At 62.7% G+C, this 16,189-nt stretch carries 1 protein-coding gene (running past one end of the window); it reads right to left on the bottom strand.

Annotated elements, in window-relative coordinates; translation table 11 throughout:
* Positions 1 to 90: 90 nt before the first annotated feature.
* Positions 91 to 16,189, bottom strand: partial view of an SdrD B-like domain-containing protein gene (locus DMP11_RS08760; protein ID WP_148041125.1) — the end only. 22,937 nt of this gene lie beyond the right edge of the window; 16,099 of the gene's 39,036 nt are visible here — the last part of the coding sequence; its start codon lies off the right edge, out of view; it ends in the stop codon at positions 91 to 93.

The following is a 16,189-nucleotide window of genomic DNA, read 5'->3' as shown; positions in this document are numbered from 1 at the left end:
CCTCCGCCCCCTGCTACCCCCCCCCTGTCATGAAAAGGGCCGCTCGGTGGAGCGGCCCCCTGTTGGTACTACAACTTTGCGTTTTCGGCTTTAGGCCTCCTGCTCTTGCTGCTCTTGCTCTTCCTTGCGACGACGAGCCACGATGGCCACCACCAGGCCGCTCACCATGAGCGCTAACAGCATCCAAGGCAGACCATCGCCCAGCTTCGGGAAGATGCGGTTCAGCAACGGCAGGTCGTCCTCGTCCCGATAGATGCCCAAGTCCACCGCAGTGCCGGCCTCACGAGCCCAGCTGCTGCCAGCCAGCACCGTGTAGGCATGGCCGTAGGCATTGGCGCCGCTCGAGCGGACTGCGATAGTGCCCAGCACCTCGGTGGTGCCCTGAGCCACATCAGTAGTAGCTCCCAGCACATTCAGGTGAGCATAGTCGTTGTCCCAATTGCGGTCGGTACCGCCGTGCAGCGGCACGTACGTGGCATCCGCCGGTTTCACCATGCGCACCCGATAGCTGTAGGGGCGGCCGTACTCGTCGGCCACCGGCAGCCCCGTGAACTCATACTTGCCGTCCTTATCGGATACCGTAGCGGCCACGCGCTCCCACTCGCCTTCATGCAGGATGCCGTCGGTTTCCACCCGCTCGGGCTTGGGCGAAGCCGCCTTGGCGGCCGCCTCGGGGTTGGCGTCGATGTGGCGCAGGCGGTTCTCCTCAGCAGAGAGCTGCTCGCCGGTAAGGGCTGCCGGCCTGGCCGCAGCACCGGCACCGGCCAGGGCCGTGGGCACCGCCGCGCCATCGTAGACGGGCACGAGCGCCTCCAGGGCCGCCTCGGCATTCACCGCCACCAGCGGCAGCTGGACCGCGGAAGCGTAGAAGCTGCGGAAGACCTCAGTGTCGTCGCCGCCCTCAGAGCCAGAGCCCTCAGAGCCCTCGGTATCGCCGCCGGTAACGTCGTCGGCCTCCCAGATGGCGAACAGCTGGGTGACAGTGCCGTCCATCGTGAACTCGTCATCCGGCTGATACCCAACACCAGTGCCGTCGGCGGCGGTGTTCCACTCCACGAAGCGGAAGCCGGGGTTAGAGAAGCTGCATACGGGCAGCCTCACCACATCGTTGCGCGTGGCAGTGAGCGGCGCCACCTCGGCAGCATCCGCGAAGTTGCCCATGAAGAACAGGTTCACCTCGTCGGTCGCTTCGCCGCCGGTGGTGTCGTCGGCCTCCCAGATGGCGTAGAGAGCGGTAACCGCGCCATCGAACTCAAGCGGGCTGCCGGGCAGGTAGCTCACACCGCTGCCGTCGGCGGCGGTGTTCCAGGCCACAAAGTGGAAGCCAGGATTGGCCAGGTCGCAAGCCGCCAGCACCAACGTAGTACCCATCTGGGCCTTGAGGGGCCCAAGCGCCGGAGCGTCGGCGAAGTTGCCGTTTAGGGCCACCTCCAGCAACTCATCGCCCGGCACCTCGGGGGCGTCGGGGTTGCCAGGCCGCTCCGGCTTTGCCGGGTCGTTGGCGTCGTGGTCGCGGGCCAGCTGATCGGCGATGCCGGTGGGCAGCGTGTCGTAGTAGCGCTCACCGGCCACCAGCGGCTCGCCGCCATCGTCCAGGCTGCTGCCGGCCACACCGTCGCCGATGCGGGACAACCAGCCGGCGTCCATGGCGTCGTCAGCCGAGGTGATGGTGCGCTCCAGCCAAACATCCATGCCCTCCAGGCGCTGGTCGTCGGTGTCCAGCACGCCGTTCTGGGCGGCGTCGTTGAACACCACGCCGTTCACGGTGATGCGGCTGAACGGCACCAGGCCGGCGTCATTGTGCTCGGAGTCCTTAACGGCCGCCATCGACCACTCGCCCGAACCGGGGCCAACGGGGATGACCCGCTCGTCCGGTTCGCCGTCTTGACGCGGCTGGGCCAGCACAATCAGCCCGTTCACCGGCTCGTCCGGCATGATGCGGGTGTTGGCCTCGTTGAGGTCGGAATCCACCTCGCCATTGCCGCCGCGGTTGGCCGGCGAGATGCCATAGTTGCCCGGCACCGACAGCACATGTACCCGGTAGCCGTAAATCACATCCAGCTCTTCCTCGTCGCGCATCTCAAGGCCGGTAGCTTCCAGCTCTTCGAACAGCCAGTCGCCATTGGCATCGGTGGCAAGATCGCGCTGGTAGGCCAAGTCGCCCTCGGCATCGTTGAAGGCCTCGTCGTACACCCAATAGTGCTGATCGGGGTCGTACCAGTAGCGGGTCAGCTGCACCGGCACGCCGGCAATGCCGCGCTCGCCGGCCTGACGCACGCCGTCGTTGTTGGCGTCCTCCCACACCTTGCCGGAAATCTTGGCACGGGTGATGGCCTTCAGGCCGGCGTCGCCGCCGCGCTGCATGTTCATGGCATAAGGCGTGTCGTAGTCCACCCCGTTGAAGGTGTCGCTGTACTGCTGGGTGCCGTCGGTGTCGTCGGCCTTCACGGCCACCAGCACATACCCGTCGCGACGGATGGCGCTGTTCTCCACGAACTGCTCGCGCAGGTTCAAAGCACCGGTCTCGTCGCGCTCGATGTCGGAGTCTTCCCGCATCCACTCGGGCATCTGCACCTGCAGACGGCTGGGAGCGAACGCGCCCAGCTCGCCCACCGTGAGACGGTAGGACACCAGCACCACTTCGTCGTTCACGCCGCGCTCGCCCCACTCGACCGGCTTGTTGTTCTCGTCGAGCTGCACATAGCTGGGTACCTTGGCGCCGTCTTTGCCGAAGGTGTAAATGCCTTCGCTGTCAGTGGTGGCCACCTGCGCACCCACCGGAGTGGGAACACGGGACGGCTGGCGGGTGGTGGAGCCTTGCGGCAGGTAGTTCACCGAGTTGCCCATCACATCCAGCGTGGTGAAGGCAAAGCTGCCCAGCACGCCGTCTTCCGGTTTCTCGGGGTCGTCGGGGTTCTCCGGGGTATCCGGGTTGTCCGGGTCGGTACCGGAATCGGGGATCTCCCCATCGCCGGTGCCGTCGCCAGTGCCGTCACCGCTGCCGGTGCCGGGAGTCTCGGGCAGGCCGTCGCCGTCGCCGTCGCCGTCGGCCACGGTGGTCGGGGTGTCGGCGCCGCCCTTATCGGAGCCGCCTTCGTTATCGTCAGGCAAGTCGGGCTTGGGCGCCGGGTTCGGATCGGCGCCCTTGCGCACCGTCACCGTGTAATCGGTATGGGCGTCAAGGTTGCGGAACTTAAGCTCAACAGTGGCCGGCATGTCGGCCGGGTCGTCCACTTCGGGAAGGGCCAGCGGCTGCCAGATGGTGGGTTGCTCGCCGGTGCGGGCCAGGGCCACCTCGAAGCCAAACGGCGCCGATTCGGCCAAAGCCTCCAGAGTGGCCGTAGCCACCGACACCGACGCGTCGGTGCGGGCATAGGTAACCGTGCCGCTCAGCTGGCGGGGCACCGTGCCCTCGATCATCTGGCCAGGGTTGTCCGGGTCTTCCTCGGAGGTGATATCTTCGTAGTCCACGGTCCAGTCTTCGGTCTTGGTACCGTAGGTGAGCACCTTCGGGTTGTCCTTGGTGTAGCCGCGATCGATGTCGGTGCGCATGTCAACCCGGCGCGCAATCACCTGGTACTCAGTGACCGGCAAGATGGGCTCCACCGTGCCGTCGGCCAGCACCACTTGGGTGAACTCGCCCTTGTTCTCGGCGGTCCAGCGGTTGAGGTTCACCGCACCGTCGCCTTCCTCGGTTTCCGGCAGAGCAAACCACACAAGCTGGCTGTCGGCGCACTCGTCGCCCACCTTGCGGATGGCGTACTCCAGCCCCTTGATGGGCTGCATTACCGTCACGGTAGAGCGAGTGGCCTTCAGGTTGCCCACATACAGGGCGGCGGCGCCGAAGCTCTTGTTCTGCACCCACTCGCCGGTCTTGGGATCCTGGTAGTACTGGGTGAGGTACACGTCAACACCGGGCACCGGCTTCTCCAGCGCCGTGAGGTCGATGCCGTAGTCCTCTCCGTCCAGAGCAGTGCGCATGTTCCGCAAGCCGTCGTAGTTCTCATCGTTCCATACGATGCCCTTGATTACCGAAGTGTTGAAGGGACCAAAGCCGGAGTTCATATCCCGCTGGTCATGGCCCTCGGAGAGGTCGAACGCCAGCGCCTTGCCCTCGGAGTTCACCAGCTCTTCGCGGTAGTTGTCCTCGGTGTCGTCGGTTGCCGGGCGGGCCAGCACGATGCGGCCGTCCACCACCGACACCGTGTCGATGGCCATCTCCACATCATCGTAAGTCTCGACACGGTTGAACACATCAAAGGCCACCGGAATGGTATCCGTATCGTAGATGGTGCGCACGTTGTTGCTGTTGCCGGGCTGAGTGCTGTTGCCAAGGCCGGGGTCGCTCTTCTGAATCTCGGCGCCCTCGTCGTTCATGGCGCTGCGGCGGCCCTTGGAATTGGGGGCCAAGCCGTCTTCGGAATCCACCAGCAGGCGGGTGACCGGCAAGCTGTTGGTAGACTTGCTGTAGTCACCGTCGTCCGGCTTCTTGTTGTTCACCTCAACGGTGTAGCCGTACAGGTTGCGGTCTTCCGGCTTGTCCAGATCATAGGGAGCCGAAACCGGCAGATTGGCGAACTCGTAGTAACCGTTCTCGTCGGTCACCGCCACCTCGTTGCCGGGCTTGTCGTTCACAATGTCGTCCGGGTCGGCCGGGCCCACATTGGGAATGTAGCGCCTCCAGCTATTGGAACCGGGATCCCAAATCCACACCTTCAGGAACACCTGTATGCCCTCAAGCGGCGCTTCCCCTTCGTCCAACAGGCCGTTGTAGTTGGAGTCATGCCACAGGGTGCCGGAAATGGTTTGCATGGGCACGTCCAGCACGCCGGCGTCGTTGTAGGCGCGGTCGGAGCCGTCGGCCAGGTCGAAGTGGCTCTCGCCGCTCACGTCCGCCTCGTCGGCCAGGGCGGCCATCAGCGGCAGCCGCTCCAGGCCGCGCAGGGCAAAGGTGGCCGGGCCGGACGAAGCCTGACCCTTCAGCCCCAGCCCCTTGTCCTGGTTCTGGTTGTTGGAAGGCGCCGCCTCCACCACGTTCTGCATGTTGGAAACGCCCTCTTCGTAGGTGTTCAGCAGCACGTCGTATTCGTCGATGCCCTCGGCGTTGGTAGCGGCGTTCTTCATCAGGTAGGCGTCCTTCAGCTTGAAGTTGGAGTCAAGCGTGAAGTCGTCGCCGCGCAGGTACTTGGCAATCATGTAAGCGTTGCGCTTGAACGCCGGATCAGTGGCGCGCACGCGGTAGGCGTAGATGATGGGGTTGCCGTACTGGTCGCGGGTTTGGGTGGACAGGTTGTCGAAGCGGTACACGCCGTCTTCCACCACGCCCTCGGCACTCTCCTGGGCGGAGGTGAGCTGGCTGCGGCCCTCGATCAGCGACATGCCGCCGGTGTTGTCGGCCTCGTAGTCCTCCCAGGTGTGGGTGTCGTCGTCCCAAGCCGGGTCTTTCACCCAGCCGTTCACGGCCACAATCTCGCCGGAGCCGTCGGCGGCGTAGGTGATGTTGGGGATGTAGCGCTCCAGGGTCACGCGGATGCCGTTGGCGCCCTTCTCCATCTCCATCACCGGGTTGCCCAACGAATCCACCGTCGGGTTGCCGTCGGCGTCCAGCACCGGCACCTCGTTTTGGATGCCGTCGTTGTTGGTGTCGGTCCACACCACGCCCACCACCGATTGCACCGGCGGCGGCAACATGCCGGCGTCGCCGCCGTCGATGATGCGCTCGATGAACTTGTCGTCCAGGTCCTTCTCACCCATGGTGCCTTCGCGGGCGGTCAGCCAGTCGAACTGCAGCACGTCACCGTAGCCGGAGAGGTCCTCCAGCCCCACGGCCACTTCGCTGGCGGGCAGCGCCACCTGGCTCTCCTGCTTCAGGGTGGCCTTGGTGACGGTGTTGTAGGTGGTGAACACCTCGTCGGCGATGTCGGCCAGGATGATCTGGCCCTTGTTGGCACGGGTGAGCAGGTGCGTGGTTCCGCTGGCGTCGGTGAACTCCTCGCGGCCCTGGATGGCAATGCCGGTGGCGCTGCCATTGCCGTCTTCGTTCTCCGCGTCGGCGTCGGCCAGCTGGTCGTCCTGCGCATGGTAGCGGGTGAGCAGCCAGTGGATGTCGTCGTCGGCCACGTCGGGGGTGCCGGCGTCTTCCACGATGGTTTCCTTCAGAGCCACGCGGTAAGCGGCCAGGTAATGGGTACCGTCGGGGGCCATGTAAGCCACCGGCAGCTCGTTGAAGCGGTAGGCGCCGTCCACGCCGGTCACCTGGGCCACCACGCCGCCGGCCAGCGCCGTGGCGCCGTGGCTGGTGCCATCGGAGGCCTCAACCTTGGATGCGCCCACCAGCGCGGTGGTGCGGGTGTCGCGGCCGAAGCTGGTGTTCTGCACCCAGCGGCCGGCGGCGCCGTTGCCGGAAGGCACCCAGTACCACTGGGTGAGCAGCACCGTCTGGCCCTCCAGGCCCGGCTCGCAGCTGGAGAAGCTGCCGTCGTTGGCGGCAAACTTGTTAGCGGCGTCCGGATCGTAGGCGGGGTCGTCGGGGTCGGTGGTTTCCGGCTTCTCCTCGGCCAGGCTGTAGCTGCCGTCGCCGGTCTTCGCCTGCACGCCGTCGTAGTTGGCGTCCTGCCAGATGCGGCCGGCCACGCTGGAACGAGGCACCTCCACCAGGCCGGCGTCCCAATGCTCGATGGGATCGGCGTCGGACAGGTCGTAGCGGATTACCGTGCCACGGCCGCCGTCGGGGCTCGGGCCGGCGATGGTGCGCACCGTTTCCTCGGACACGCCTTCGGGCAGCGGACCAAAGGAATCCTCGAGCTCTTTCGCCACCACGATCATGGAGTTCAGCGACACGTCATCATCGATGGTGAGGCCGTCCTCGTTCAGGTAATAGCCGCCGGCATGGGCCGTCTTGCTGTGGGCCTTGCCGTTCTCGTCTTCCCAGTTCCAGGTTTTGCCGTCGGCGGAAAGCTGCAGGTTCAGCATGGAGCCCAAGCGGGTAGTCTGGGCGATGCGGTTGCCGTCGCGATCCACGAACCACCAGGCGTTGCCGGCGCGGTCGTAGGCCACGCCCTCGGTGCCGCTGGCCTTGCCGGCCGCCACCTGGACCTTCAGGTTGGCGGGGTCGAAGGTGGCCCACACGGCGTTGGTGGAGTCGTAGCGGATGTACTCGTTGCCGCTGTTCATATCGTAATTGCCGGGGAAGAAGCTGTTCTTCGTCTGCATGCTGGCGTCAGAGTCCAGCTCCTCGTCCAACGTGGTGAGAGCGCCGGTCGCCGAAGAGGTGTAGGGGCTCTGCAGCGTCACGCCCCAGTCGCGGGCATGGGTGGCCAGCGTGGCGCGGTCGAGGCGCAGGCGGTAACCGGCCAGGAACTTCAGCTTCTCTTCATCGCTCTTGCCGGGGGTGTCATCCTCGGGGTCCACCACATAGGTGGAAACGCCCTTGAACACGTACTGGCCGGAAGGCGTGGTGGTCTCCACCGTGGTCTTCGGCTGCTTGGAGGCGGGCACCTCCACCCACTCGCCGGCCATGGAAGGCTCTTTGTTGGGATTAGCGCGCAGCTCGTCGTAGTTGGCGGGCTTCCACCAGTACTGCTCCATCGACACCTTCATCGAACCGATGCCCTCTTCGCTCATGCCCTGCAGACCGTCGTAGTTGGCGTCGTTCCAAATGTAGTTGCCCAGGTAGCCCTTGGTGCCGTCCACCCAGCCCAGGGCGAACTTGTGCTGAATCTGGTAACCCTCGTCGGCGTTGCCGGGCACCTCCAGCAGCATCACTCCGTTCTCGTCCACCGGCACCTTCGAAGTGAAGGGTTTGGTGCGGGCGATGCCGCTTTCCAGGCGCAGGTCGTTGTCCCACACGCCAGTCTGCCACTTGTGGGTGGCGTTGTTCCAGGTAATGGTGGGATACGTGAGGGCGCTGTCGTCCCAGGTGTATACGCTGGGCTTCAGCAGGCGCTGGCGGGTATCCTCGGCCACAATCACGTAGCGCTTGTCGGGCACCAGCGTCCATTCGAAGTGGCCGTCGGCACCGGTAATGAGAGTGGCAGGATTGCCATCGGCGTCCAGCGCCGGCACTACGCCGTTCTTCCAGGTGTTGTCCTCGGGGTCCAGCCCCCAACCGTAACGGTCTTCTTCCTTGCCGGTGTTCGGGTCGACGTACTGCTCGTACTCGAACAGGGTCACTTTCATGTTGGCCAAGCGAAGCTCGTGGTTGGGCTTGCCGGAATTCATGGCATCCACCGGGTTGGCCAGATCCAGGTCTACGCCGGCAGTGTCGAGCACGCCATTGATATCGGCCGGATCCTCCTCCACGTAGGGCACCTCGGGGTTGTCCGGGTTCTCCTCCATGTCGTCGCGGAACACCGTGCCGGTATAGGTGACCGGGCGGGCAATACCCACATCGTAGCTGGTAGCGGCCGCATCGTAGGCAGCGTGGATGGGATCGTACTCCCCCTTCTTGAACTTCTCGGGGTCGTAAGCCACCCCCTCCACGTCGAAGGCCGCGGAGGTGGCCACCAGCTTGCCGCCAGTGCGGTCCACCGTCATGGCCACGTCCGCCTCGCCGTCGCCGTCAGCATCGGGACCGATGTGCTTGGTGGTGAGGGCGTAGGTTTTGTAGGCCTGCGGGAAGGTGAAGCGCAAGCGGTACTTGCCCGGCTCCAAGCTGGAGAAGATGTAGTAGCCAGCGTTATCGTAGTAGTCGCTTTCAGTGGTGAAGGTGTAAGGCTTGCCGCCCACCGCAGCTGTATAGCTCTCGGTTTCGTTCAGCACCGGCAGACCGGTAACCGGATCGCCTTCCACCCAGCGCTCTTCGTTGTTGGTCTTGTCGTCGCACACCTGCACCGCCACAACACCGTCGCGGTTCACCGGGTTGCCGTACTCATTCAGCAGCTCTACGTACACGCCGTTCACGCCGGGGTCTTCCGGCTGACCATCGAAGTCCACGTCGGTATACATATCGGCCACGGGGCACTTCACGTTAGCGTCGTCTCGGTAGGTGTAATACAGCTTCATGGAGTTGAACTCGTCCAGCGTCGGCTCGCCGCCTTCCTGATCAACTACGGTGAAGTTCTTTTCAGTTGCCAGCAGGAAGCGGCCATTGGTGGCCTTGTGATAAGTGGTCTTGTGCCGTACGCGAGCCAGCACGTCGGTGGGCACCCCGTTGCCGTCCAACGCTACATCCGAGCCATAGATGGGGTTGCCGCGCCTATCCAGCGGCACAACGCGACCATAGCCGTCCACACCTACCAGCGTGCCATTGGTGTCGTCCTGATCGGTATTCCAGTTGGGGTCAATCCATACGTAGTCACCGATATAGCCCTTCTTATCGGGAGCGTCGATAAAGGTGCCCGCCAAATGGGTTTCGATAAACGAACGGTTGGTATCGCGCACGCCGTCGCGGGTGATGCGCTGAGCGAAGCTGTTCCACTGGGTGACTTCTGCCAAGCGGGCAGCGGCGTCGGCATTGTCGGCATCCTCTTCAAGGTTCATGTCGAATTCCGGCTTGCCGGTGATATTGCCGTTGTACTTGGGCAGATTGAGCGGTGCCCGCATATCAACGGTCATGCGAATCCAGCCCAAGGCCGACAGGTACAACTTGGTGTCCAGCAACTTCGCCCAGATGAACTGAATGCCCTTCAGAAGCTCGGTTTCCTGATCAGGGTTGTTTTCAATATAGGCGCGCAGGTCGTTGATGTTCACCATACCGATGGTTTCCATCTCCTCGTTGCTGGCGCTCTTCTGGTTCATCCAGTTTTGAATCAACATGTTGGCGGTATTCTGGCCCAAAGGCGAGGTGGGATGGGTGATGCCCACCACCGTGGGGTACTCCTCGTCGGGAAGGCCAGTTTCCAGCGTCACGTCGCCCTCGGGCGTCACCTTGTAGGTGAGAGCGCCCTGGGACAGACGGGTGATATTGCTGCCGTCGCGACTGATGGCGAAGGGACCCACCCACACGCTGGCGCTCTCATCGTCGATGGGAATCACACGACCTTCGGGGTTGGCCAGGTCTTTCGGGTCGAAGCGTGTCAGCTGGATGGAATCCAGGCTGGTTACCCACCCGGCCCAGGTGCTGTTGCGCGCCTGCTTGCGAATGTTCAAAGTGTCGTTCTCGTAGGGCAGCACGTTCAGGAAGTGAGTCCAAATGTTCCCCGTAGCCGACTCTTCGCTGGTGCCGGTATTAACAGCGCTCATGGTGTAGCTGTAACCAGTACCCTCGGGAACCGCGGCCGGGCCATCGCCGTCTTTGGTTTTCAGCGAATCCAAAATGGTGCTGGAAGTGTGCTTCTGGGCGATGTTCTCGTTGCTCTTAAAGCCAACGGCTGTCAACTGATGGGCGATTTGCTTCTGGTCCGTCAGGCCGTCCAGGTTCACGTCGCGGTCATCGCGAATCAGCGACACGCGGTCGGTAGTTTCCTGCACCGAAGGCACGTAGCCGTTGAAGTTCCCCTCTTTGTAGCCGAAGCCGGTAGTGGTCAGCAATTCCTGCGGGATGGAGGCATCGGCATCGGGACGGATGGGCATCAGCATCTCGATAACGATGCCCTGGCCCATGCCCAAGCGGCCGCGAGCGGTGTAGTCTCCGTTTTGACCATGGCGAGTTTCGCCGGTAAAGCGCCAATTGATGAACTTACGGTTGTAGATCACCTCTTTAATTACATTGCCGTCCTCGTCCTTTATGGCAACCACGTTGCCGATCTTGTCCTCAATGCGCATGCCGCCATCAGTGTTGCGCACCGCGTGGTACAGGCTCGGATCATTCAGCTGCGGAGTGGTCGAGGACACTGGCAAGGTGCCCTTCATATTCAGCTGGTCGTCGAAGGAGGCCACGCGATAGGTCCAGATGGGCGTAGCGTCATTGATGGTCTCGGCCGACTTCAGGGTAACCGACTTAGTGATGGGACGCTTGCCCAGGACGCGGTCCGTGGTGCCCTTCACCAGCAAGTAGCCGTCTTCATCCACATCGTAATCGTCGAAGTTAATGGGATTGCCGCTCATGTCCAGCTGACCCTCAACGCCAGCCATAAGCTCCACGTCGGAGTCATAGGAGATAGTGCCGTCGTCCTCCATCTCGTAAGTGTTCACGCGAATGGATTCCGAGCTGAACTTCGCATTCAGCGGGCAGTAGACACGGGTAGCGAGGATGGGCACCGGCATGTCGTTGGGACCCAGCAAATTGCCATCCTCGTCGGTGTAATCGCCCTCGGCATTGGTGTAGTACAGCGGACGCCCGTTGGCATCAGTAGCTTGAGTGGGATTGTTGTCCTTGTCCAACACATAGCCGGCCTCCACCTTGGCCTTGATATCCTCCAGGGCGTTGGCATCAATCAAACGGGAGCGGGTGCCGCGAATCAGCTTGCCGTCACGATTGATATAAGAGCCCATGATGAGATCGGTGTACGGCTTGCCGTCAGCATCGGTGCCGCGGTCCACGTACACCTCGGCACGGGTAGCCTCGGTATTGCCAAACACCCATTTCTCGTAGGCGCCGGGAGTGCCCACTGCCACCTGCCTGATTTCGCCCGGCTTGAAATCGGCCATACCGGGAGTGCCGGTGGCGTCCACGAACAGGTAGCTATGGCCGCTGTCTTTATTGATGCCAGTACCCGTAAGCCATTTGTTCCATAGATTGCCGGTACCCACCTGAGCCTCGGCCAGCGTCTTGGCGTCCACCGCGGAATTGGGGATGTACTGGAAGCTGTTCACGTCCATGCCGGCAGCAGCGCCGAAGCCTTCGATGAAGGGCAGCAGCATGGAGATCTGCGGATTGGTGCAGTAGTCCACCGAGGGGCTTCCCCCCACGCCCAAATACTTCAGCTGGGCCTTGGAGAGGTTGTTAAGCGTGATGGTGAAGCGCATCATGCGGGAGTTGTCCACCTCGATGGCGGGCTTTCCGCCATTCCAGCTATAGCTGGATTCGCCAGTGCCATTGTAGTAGGCCTGGGTGGCAAACACGCGCAGATAGGGGTACTCGGGGTCGCGGTAGAAGCCCACGCGGTCGCGTTCGGTCTCCACGTACTTGGTATCGTCGTAGCGAGGCACCGCCGACACGAAGTGGTTGATATGGGCGGCAGTAGACCACACGCTGGAACCGCCGTTGGGGTCGCTCACCGTGGGACGCACCTTGCAGCAGTCGCGATCGGGGTCGGTGTCATGGTTGCATTTGGGTTCGTCGCACACCAGTTTGTTGGTCTTGGTGTCCAGGTGCACATTATGGTACTTGGCGCAATAGCTTTCCGGGTTGTTGGGGTCGCCATCGGATTCGTGGTGGTACACGCAATAGCCATTGGCGTCCTTCTCGTGGTCGCACTCGTGAATAGTGGGGCCGTCCCCTTCCGCCAGAAGCGAAACGCCCTCATCGTCGGGGTCGACGGCACTAGCGGCCACCGTGGTAACCACCGGCTCGGCGCCCGTAGCGGAAAGCGATTGGGCGATGCCGTCCACCACGTCGGCGGGCACGTTGTCATCCACCAGCACGCGCATGCGGGATGCGGCAGCTTCGAGAGCGTTCTCCCCCATCACCGAGGCAGTACGCAGCGAATGGCCATGGCTGGGATTGCCGGCATGTTCGCTGTAGGTGGTCTGATCGGTTTCGGTAGATGGATCGTCCACCACAAACGCACTGCCGGAAACGCCGGCGGCGTTCTGGGTGATGGAAACCGGCAGGAAGGTTTTGGCCTTGGTGATCTTGATGTTTTTGGACATCTCGTAGGCCCAGGTGCCATCGGCCTTCTTCACCCATGCCATGCCCTCGCGGGTTTGGTAGGTGCCGTCTTCGTTCTTGCGCCACTCCCAACCGGTGTTCATGCGGCTGGGGTCGATATCGTCAGCCTCTTGGATGCCGGCGGTGGCGTTCTTGGTTTCTTTGCTGGAGTTGTCGTAGGGCATGGCATCCACCGCCAGGCGGAAACCATGGGGCACCGGCGTCTCATAGGTGGGCAAATCGTTGCCAGCGCCCGCCGTTGTGCCGTCAGCCGCTTTGATTATCCAACGCACCTGGCGCACATCGTAGTTGCCGGAAACCAAACCGTACCCCGCCAGGGCCGGATCTTCATACAAGTCGATGACGTGATTGGTCTTGTCCGCCACCGAGTATCCGTTCTTATTGCCCACCAGCACCCAGGTGCCCTTGCTCTCATCGGCGGTGTTGTGGTCGCCGGTCACCTTGTCGTCCTCGCCGTACCAGTAGTCGCGATCGGCATCGGTGCCGGGCAGCGCATAGTTCTCATGGGCAATGCAGTCGGGGCCGTTCTGTTCCTCGTAGCCATTGTTCCATGCAGAAACATCGGCGCTGGCCACCCGTACGTACACAAATACGCGCAGCTTCTGCTCCAGGGCCTTCTTCTCGGCCATCTCGGCCTCTTCGGCACTGCCGGGCGCGGGCACGTATTCATGGCTCTCGTTGGCCTTCACTTCCTTGTAGGTCATCTGCGGATCGGAAGGCGGATTGGCGAAGTCGGTGGTGTGTCGAATATAGAACAGCGGCTGAGTAGGCATGCCCGTAATGTCGTCGTAGAGGTTGCGATCCACGCCCAAGGCGTCAAGATCAACTTCCGGCTCCGAGCTTTCGCCCTCAACCAGCACCACGTTCTCCAGGTAATAGTGGTACACCACATTCTCCACAGTGCCGCCCATTCCATCGGGCTCCACTTTCACTTCGGCATCGATGCGCACCTTGGCCCGATACTTATTGGCGCCGTTGTCCTCATCCAAAATCATGTCGTTGGAGTAATAGATGTCCTTTTCGTCTTCCGAGAGGTTCAGGCGCACCATGCGGGTATTGCCCTCTTTGGTGGGATAGTACAGGTAGAAGATTTCTTCCTTCGGGTTAAAGGGAATCTCCTCACCGTAGATAAAGCCGTGCTGGAGGGTGATGCTGCTCTTGTTGCCGGCGTTGTCCTCCAAGGAAACAGTGGCGGTGCCATCGGCATTCTCCACCATACCGGTAATCGTGCGAGCGCGCATGGCCGCACCAGTGGCACCGGTGTTGCTGTAGAAGAAAGCGCTAAAAGCCGGGTCTTTGCCGTAAATATCAGTCATGTTCTTGCCGCTGGAAGAGGCCAAGGTGGATATCTCCCTCATCACGCCAGTGTTGGCATGAGTCTTCAGGAAGAAGAAGCGGTTGGGAGTGCCGTTGCCGTCAAAGCCCAGATACACCCGCACCGGTTCGGTGGCGCCGGTGGGAACGATGTCGATGTAATAGCACTCCGACACGTTGTTGCCGTCCACAGTGGCGCCGCTAAGGTCTTGGTACTCCACATAGTTGGCAGTCACTTCGTGCTCTTCGCCATCCGCGTCCTTCAGCACGTACTTGCTGGCGCCCGGCACTTCCCAGATACCCGACTGCACGCTGTGGATGGAAGGCGTCACACGGCCGATGGCCACCTTCTTGCCGCCCTCCACGCTGTTGCCGAAGGGAGCGTCGACCACAGTGGAAGAACCAGTGGACCACCAGGGCACTTGCCAATCCACGACAAAGCTGTTCACCGGGCCGCCAGTATTGATGGCCTGAGTGACGTAGAACTGGTTGTCGCCGCCGTCATGGCCGTCGTCGGCGAAGGACACGCCGGCGAAGTCAGAGCTAGTCACCTCTGTGCGCAGCACGGCGGTATCGCCGCGCACGCTGGCAGAGGGCTTGCGGATGCGGAACAGGCCGCCATCGTTGGTGAGGTGGCGCTCGATGATGCCGTCATCCTCGTACCAGTTGTCGTGGTCGAAGTCCACCATCTGGATGTGGTCGCCGGTCATGGCGTCATCGTAGGCGGCGGCGTCGTAAGACAGCTTCGTGTTGCGGCCATACTTGTAGAAGTAGGGGTTCTGGTTGTTGAAGTTCCCCACGCCGTAGCGGTAGCCGCTGTCAGAGGCCACGATGGGACGGGCATAGGTGTGCCCGGCCTGGAAGGTTTCACCGGTGAACACAGTGTAGCTCCAGGTACCGTCGCCGGTTTTCGTCAGCTCGTAGATGGGGTCGGCCGCCACCTTGGCGTCCTTGCCCGCAAACGGATTGGGAGTGTCTGCCTCGAACTTGTGGGTCCAGCCCATCAGGCGATCCAGGAAGCTCAAGTCCCGCGCCTCGGTGGTGATGTAGGCGGTGGACTTGTCGGACACCCACGAGCGGATAGCGTTCACCTGTGCGTGGTAGTTGGCCACGTTGCCGTCGGTCACCAGGCCCTCCATGGCGGTGTCCTCGCTGCCCAGGTTGTCGATGCGGGTGCGCAGCTTCAGGGTGATGGAGTCGCCGTTGGCCAGGCAACCGTCCGACTTCACGCCGTCCCAGAAGGCTTCCATCTGGGAGTGGTGGCGGGCAAACTCGCTGTCGCGGGCGTCATCCGGCGGCGCCAGTTCGAACACCAGCACCTCCCCTTCATGGCTGCGGGGCTTGGAAGTAGAGCCGTTGGCGGTGGTGGTCCAGCTGCCGTCGGCGTTCTCCACCTTGGTGTCCGGCTTCACCACGTCGGTGGGGTCGTCCACGTCGGGCTTGCCGTAGTCGCTGGCGGAGTAGTTGTTGGCATCGTAGTCGGGCTGGGTGCGGATGTTCACCGTCCAACCCTTCTCGATCAGCTGCTTGGGGGTCAGCTTCTCGTAGGTGGTGCCGGCCCGCTCGCGCAGCACGCGGCCGGTGGAGTTGCCTTCCTCGTCAATCTCGTCCACGTAGTTGTACTTCACATGGGCGTATTCCACGTAGAACGGGTAGTCGTCGCCCTCGTAGCTGGTGAACAGGCGCTCGAAAGCCGCCGCCTGCGCCGCCGCAGAAGGCTGGGTGGCCTTGTAGCGGGCGCTGGTGAGGTTGGGCAGGCTCAAGGGGCCCTCCACCGAGGTGATGGTGTTGCCCGGCAGGGCGTTCTCGTCCTGCACGGTGGTGGCGTTGTAGCTGTCCATCAGGTTCAGCAGCTTCTGCTTGTCGTAGAAGGTCACCTGGCTGGGCAGGTTGATGGTGAACACCAGTTTGGCGTGGTTGATGTCGCCGGTGCCGCCCACGTCGGTGGGGGTTTGCGGCCCCACCTTCAGGGTGGAGGCGAACCACAGCTCGTCGTCGTACTCGAAGGGCTTGTTGGCGTCCTCGTTGCCGGTGGCGGTAACGCGGCCGCTGTTGTCCAGCGTCTGGCCGTCGGTGGCTCCCTTGCCGGTAGAAGTGCTGGCAGTGGAGTTGTTGGGGTTGGACGCATCGTCGCTGGGCATGTCGGCAGGAGTGGTTTCCACC

It is taken from the genome of Parvibacter caecicola (assembly GCF_003725335.1).
GTDB classification, from domain to species: Bacteria; Actinomycetota; Coriobacteriia; order Coriobacteriales; family Eggerthellaceae; genus Parvibacter; species Parvibacter caecicola.
Note: the sequence above shows the minus strand (reverse complement) of the source record. Positions and strands in the feature narration are given on the sequence as shown.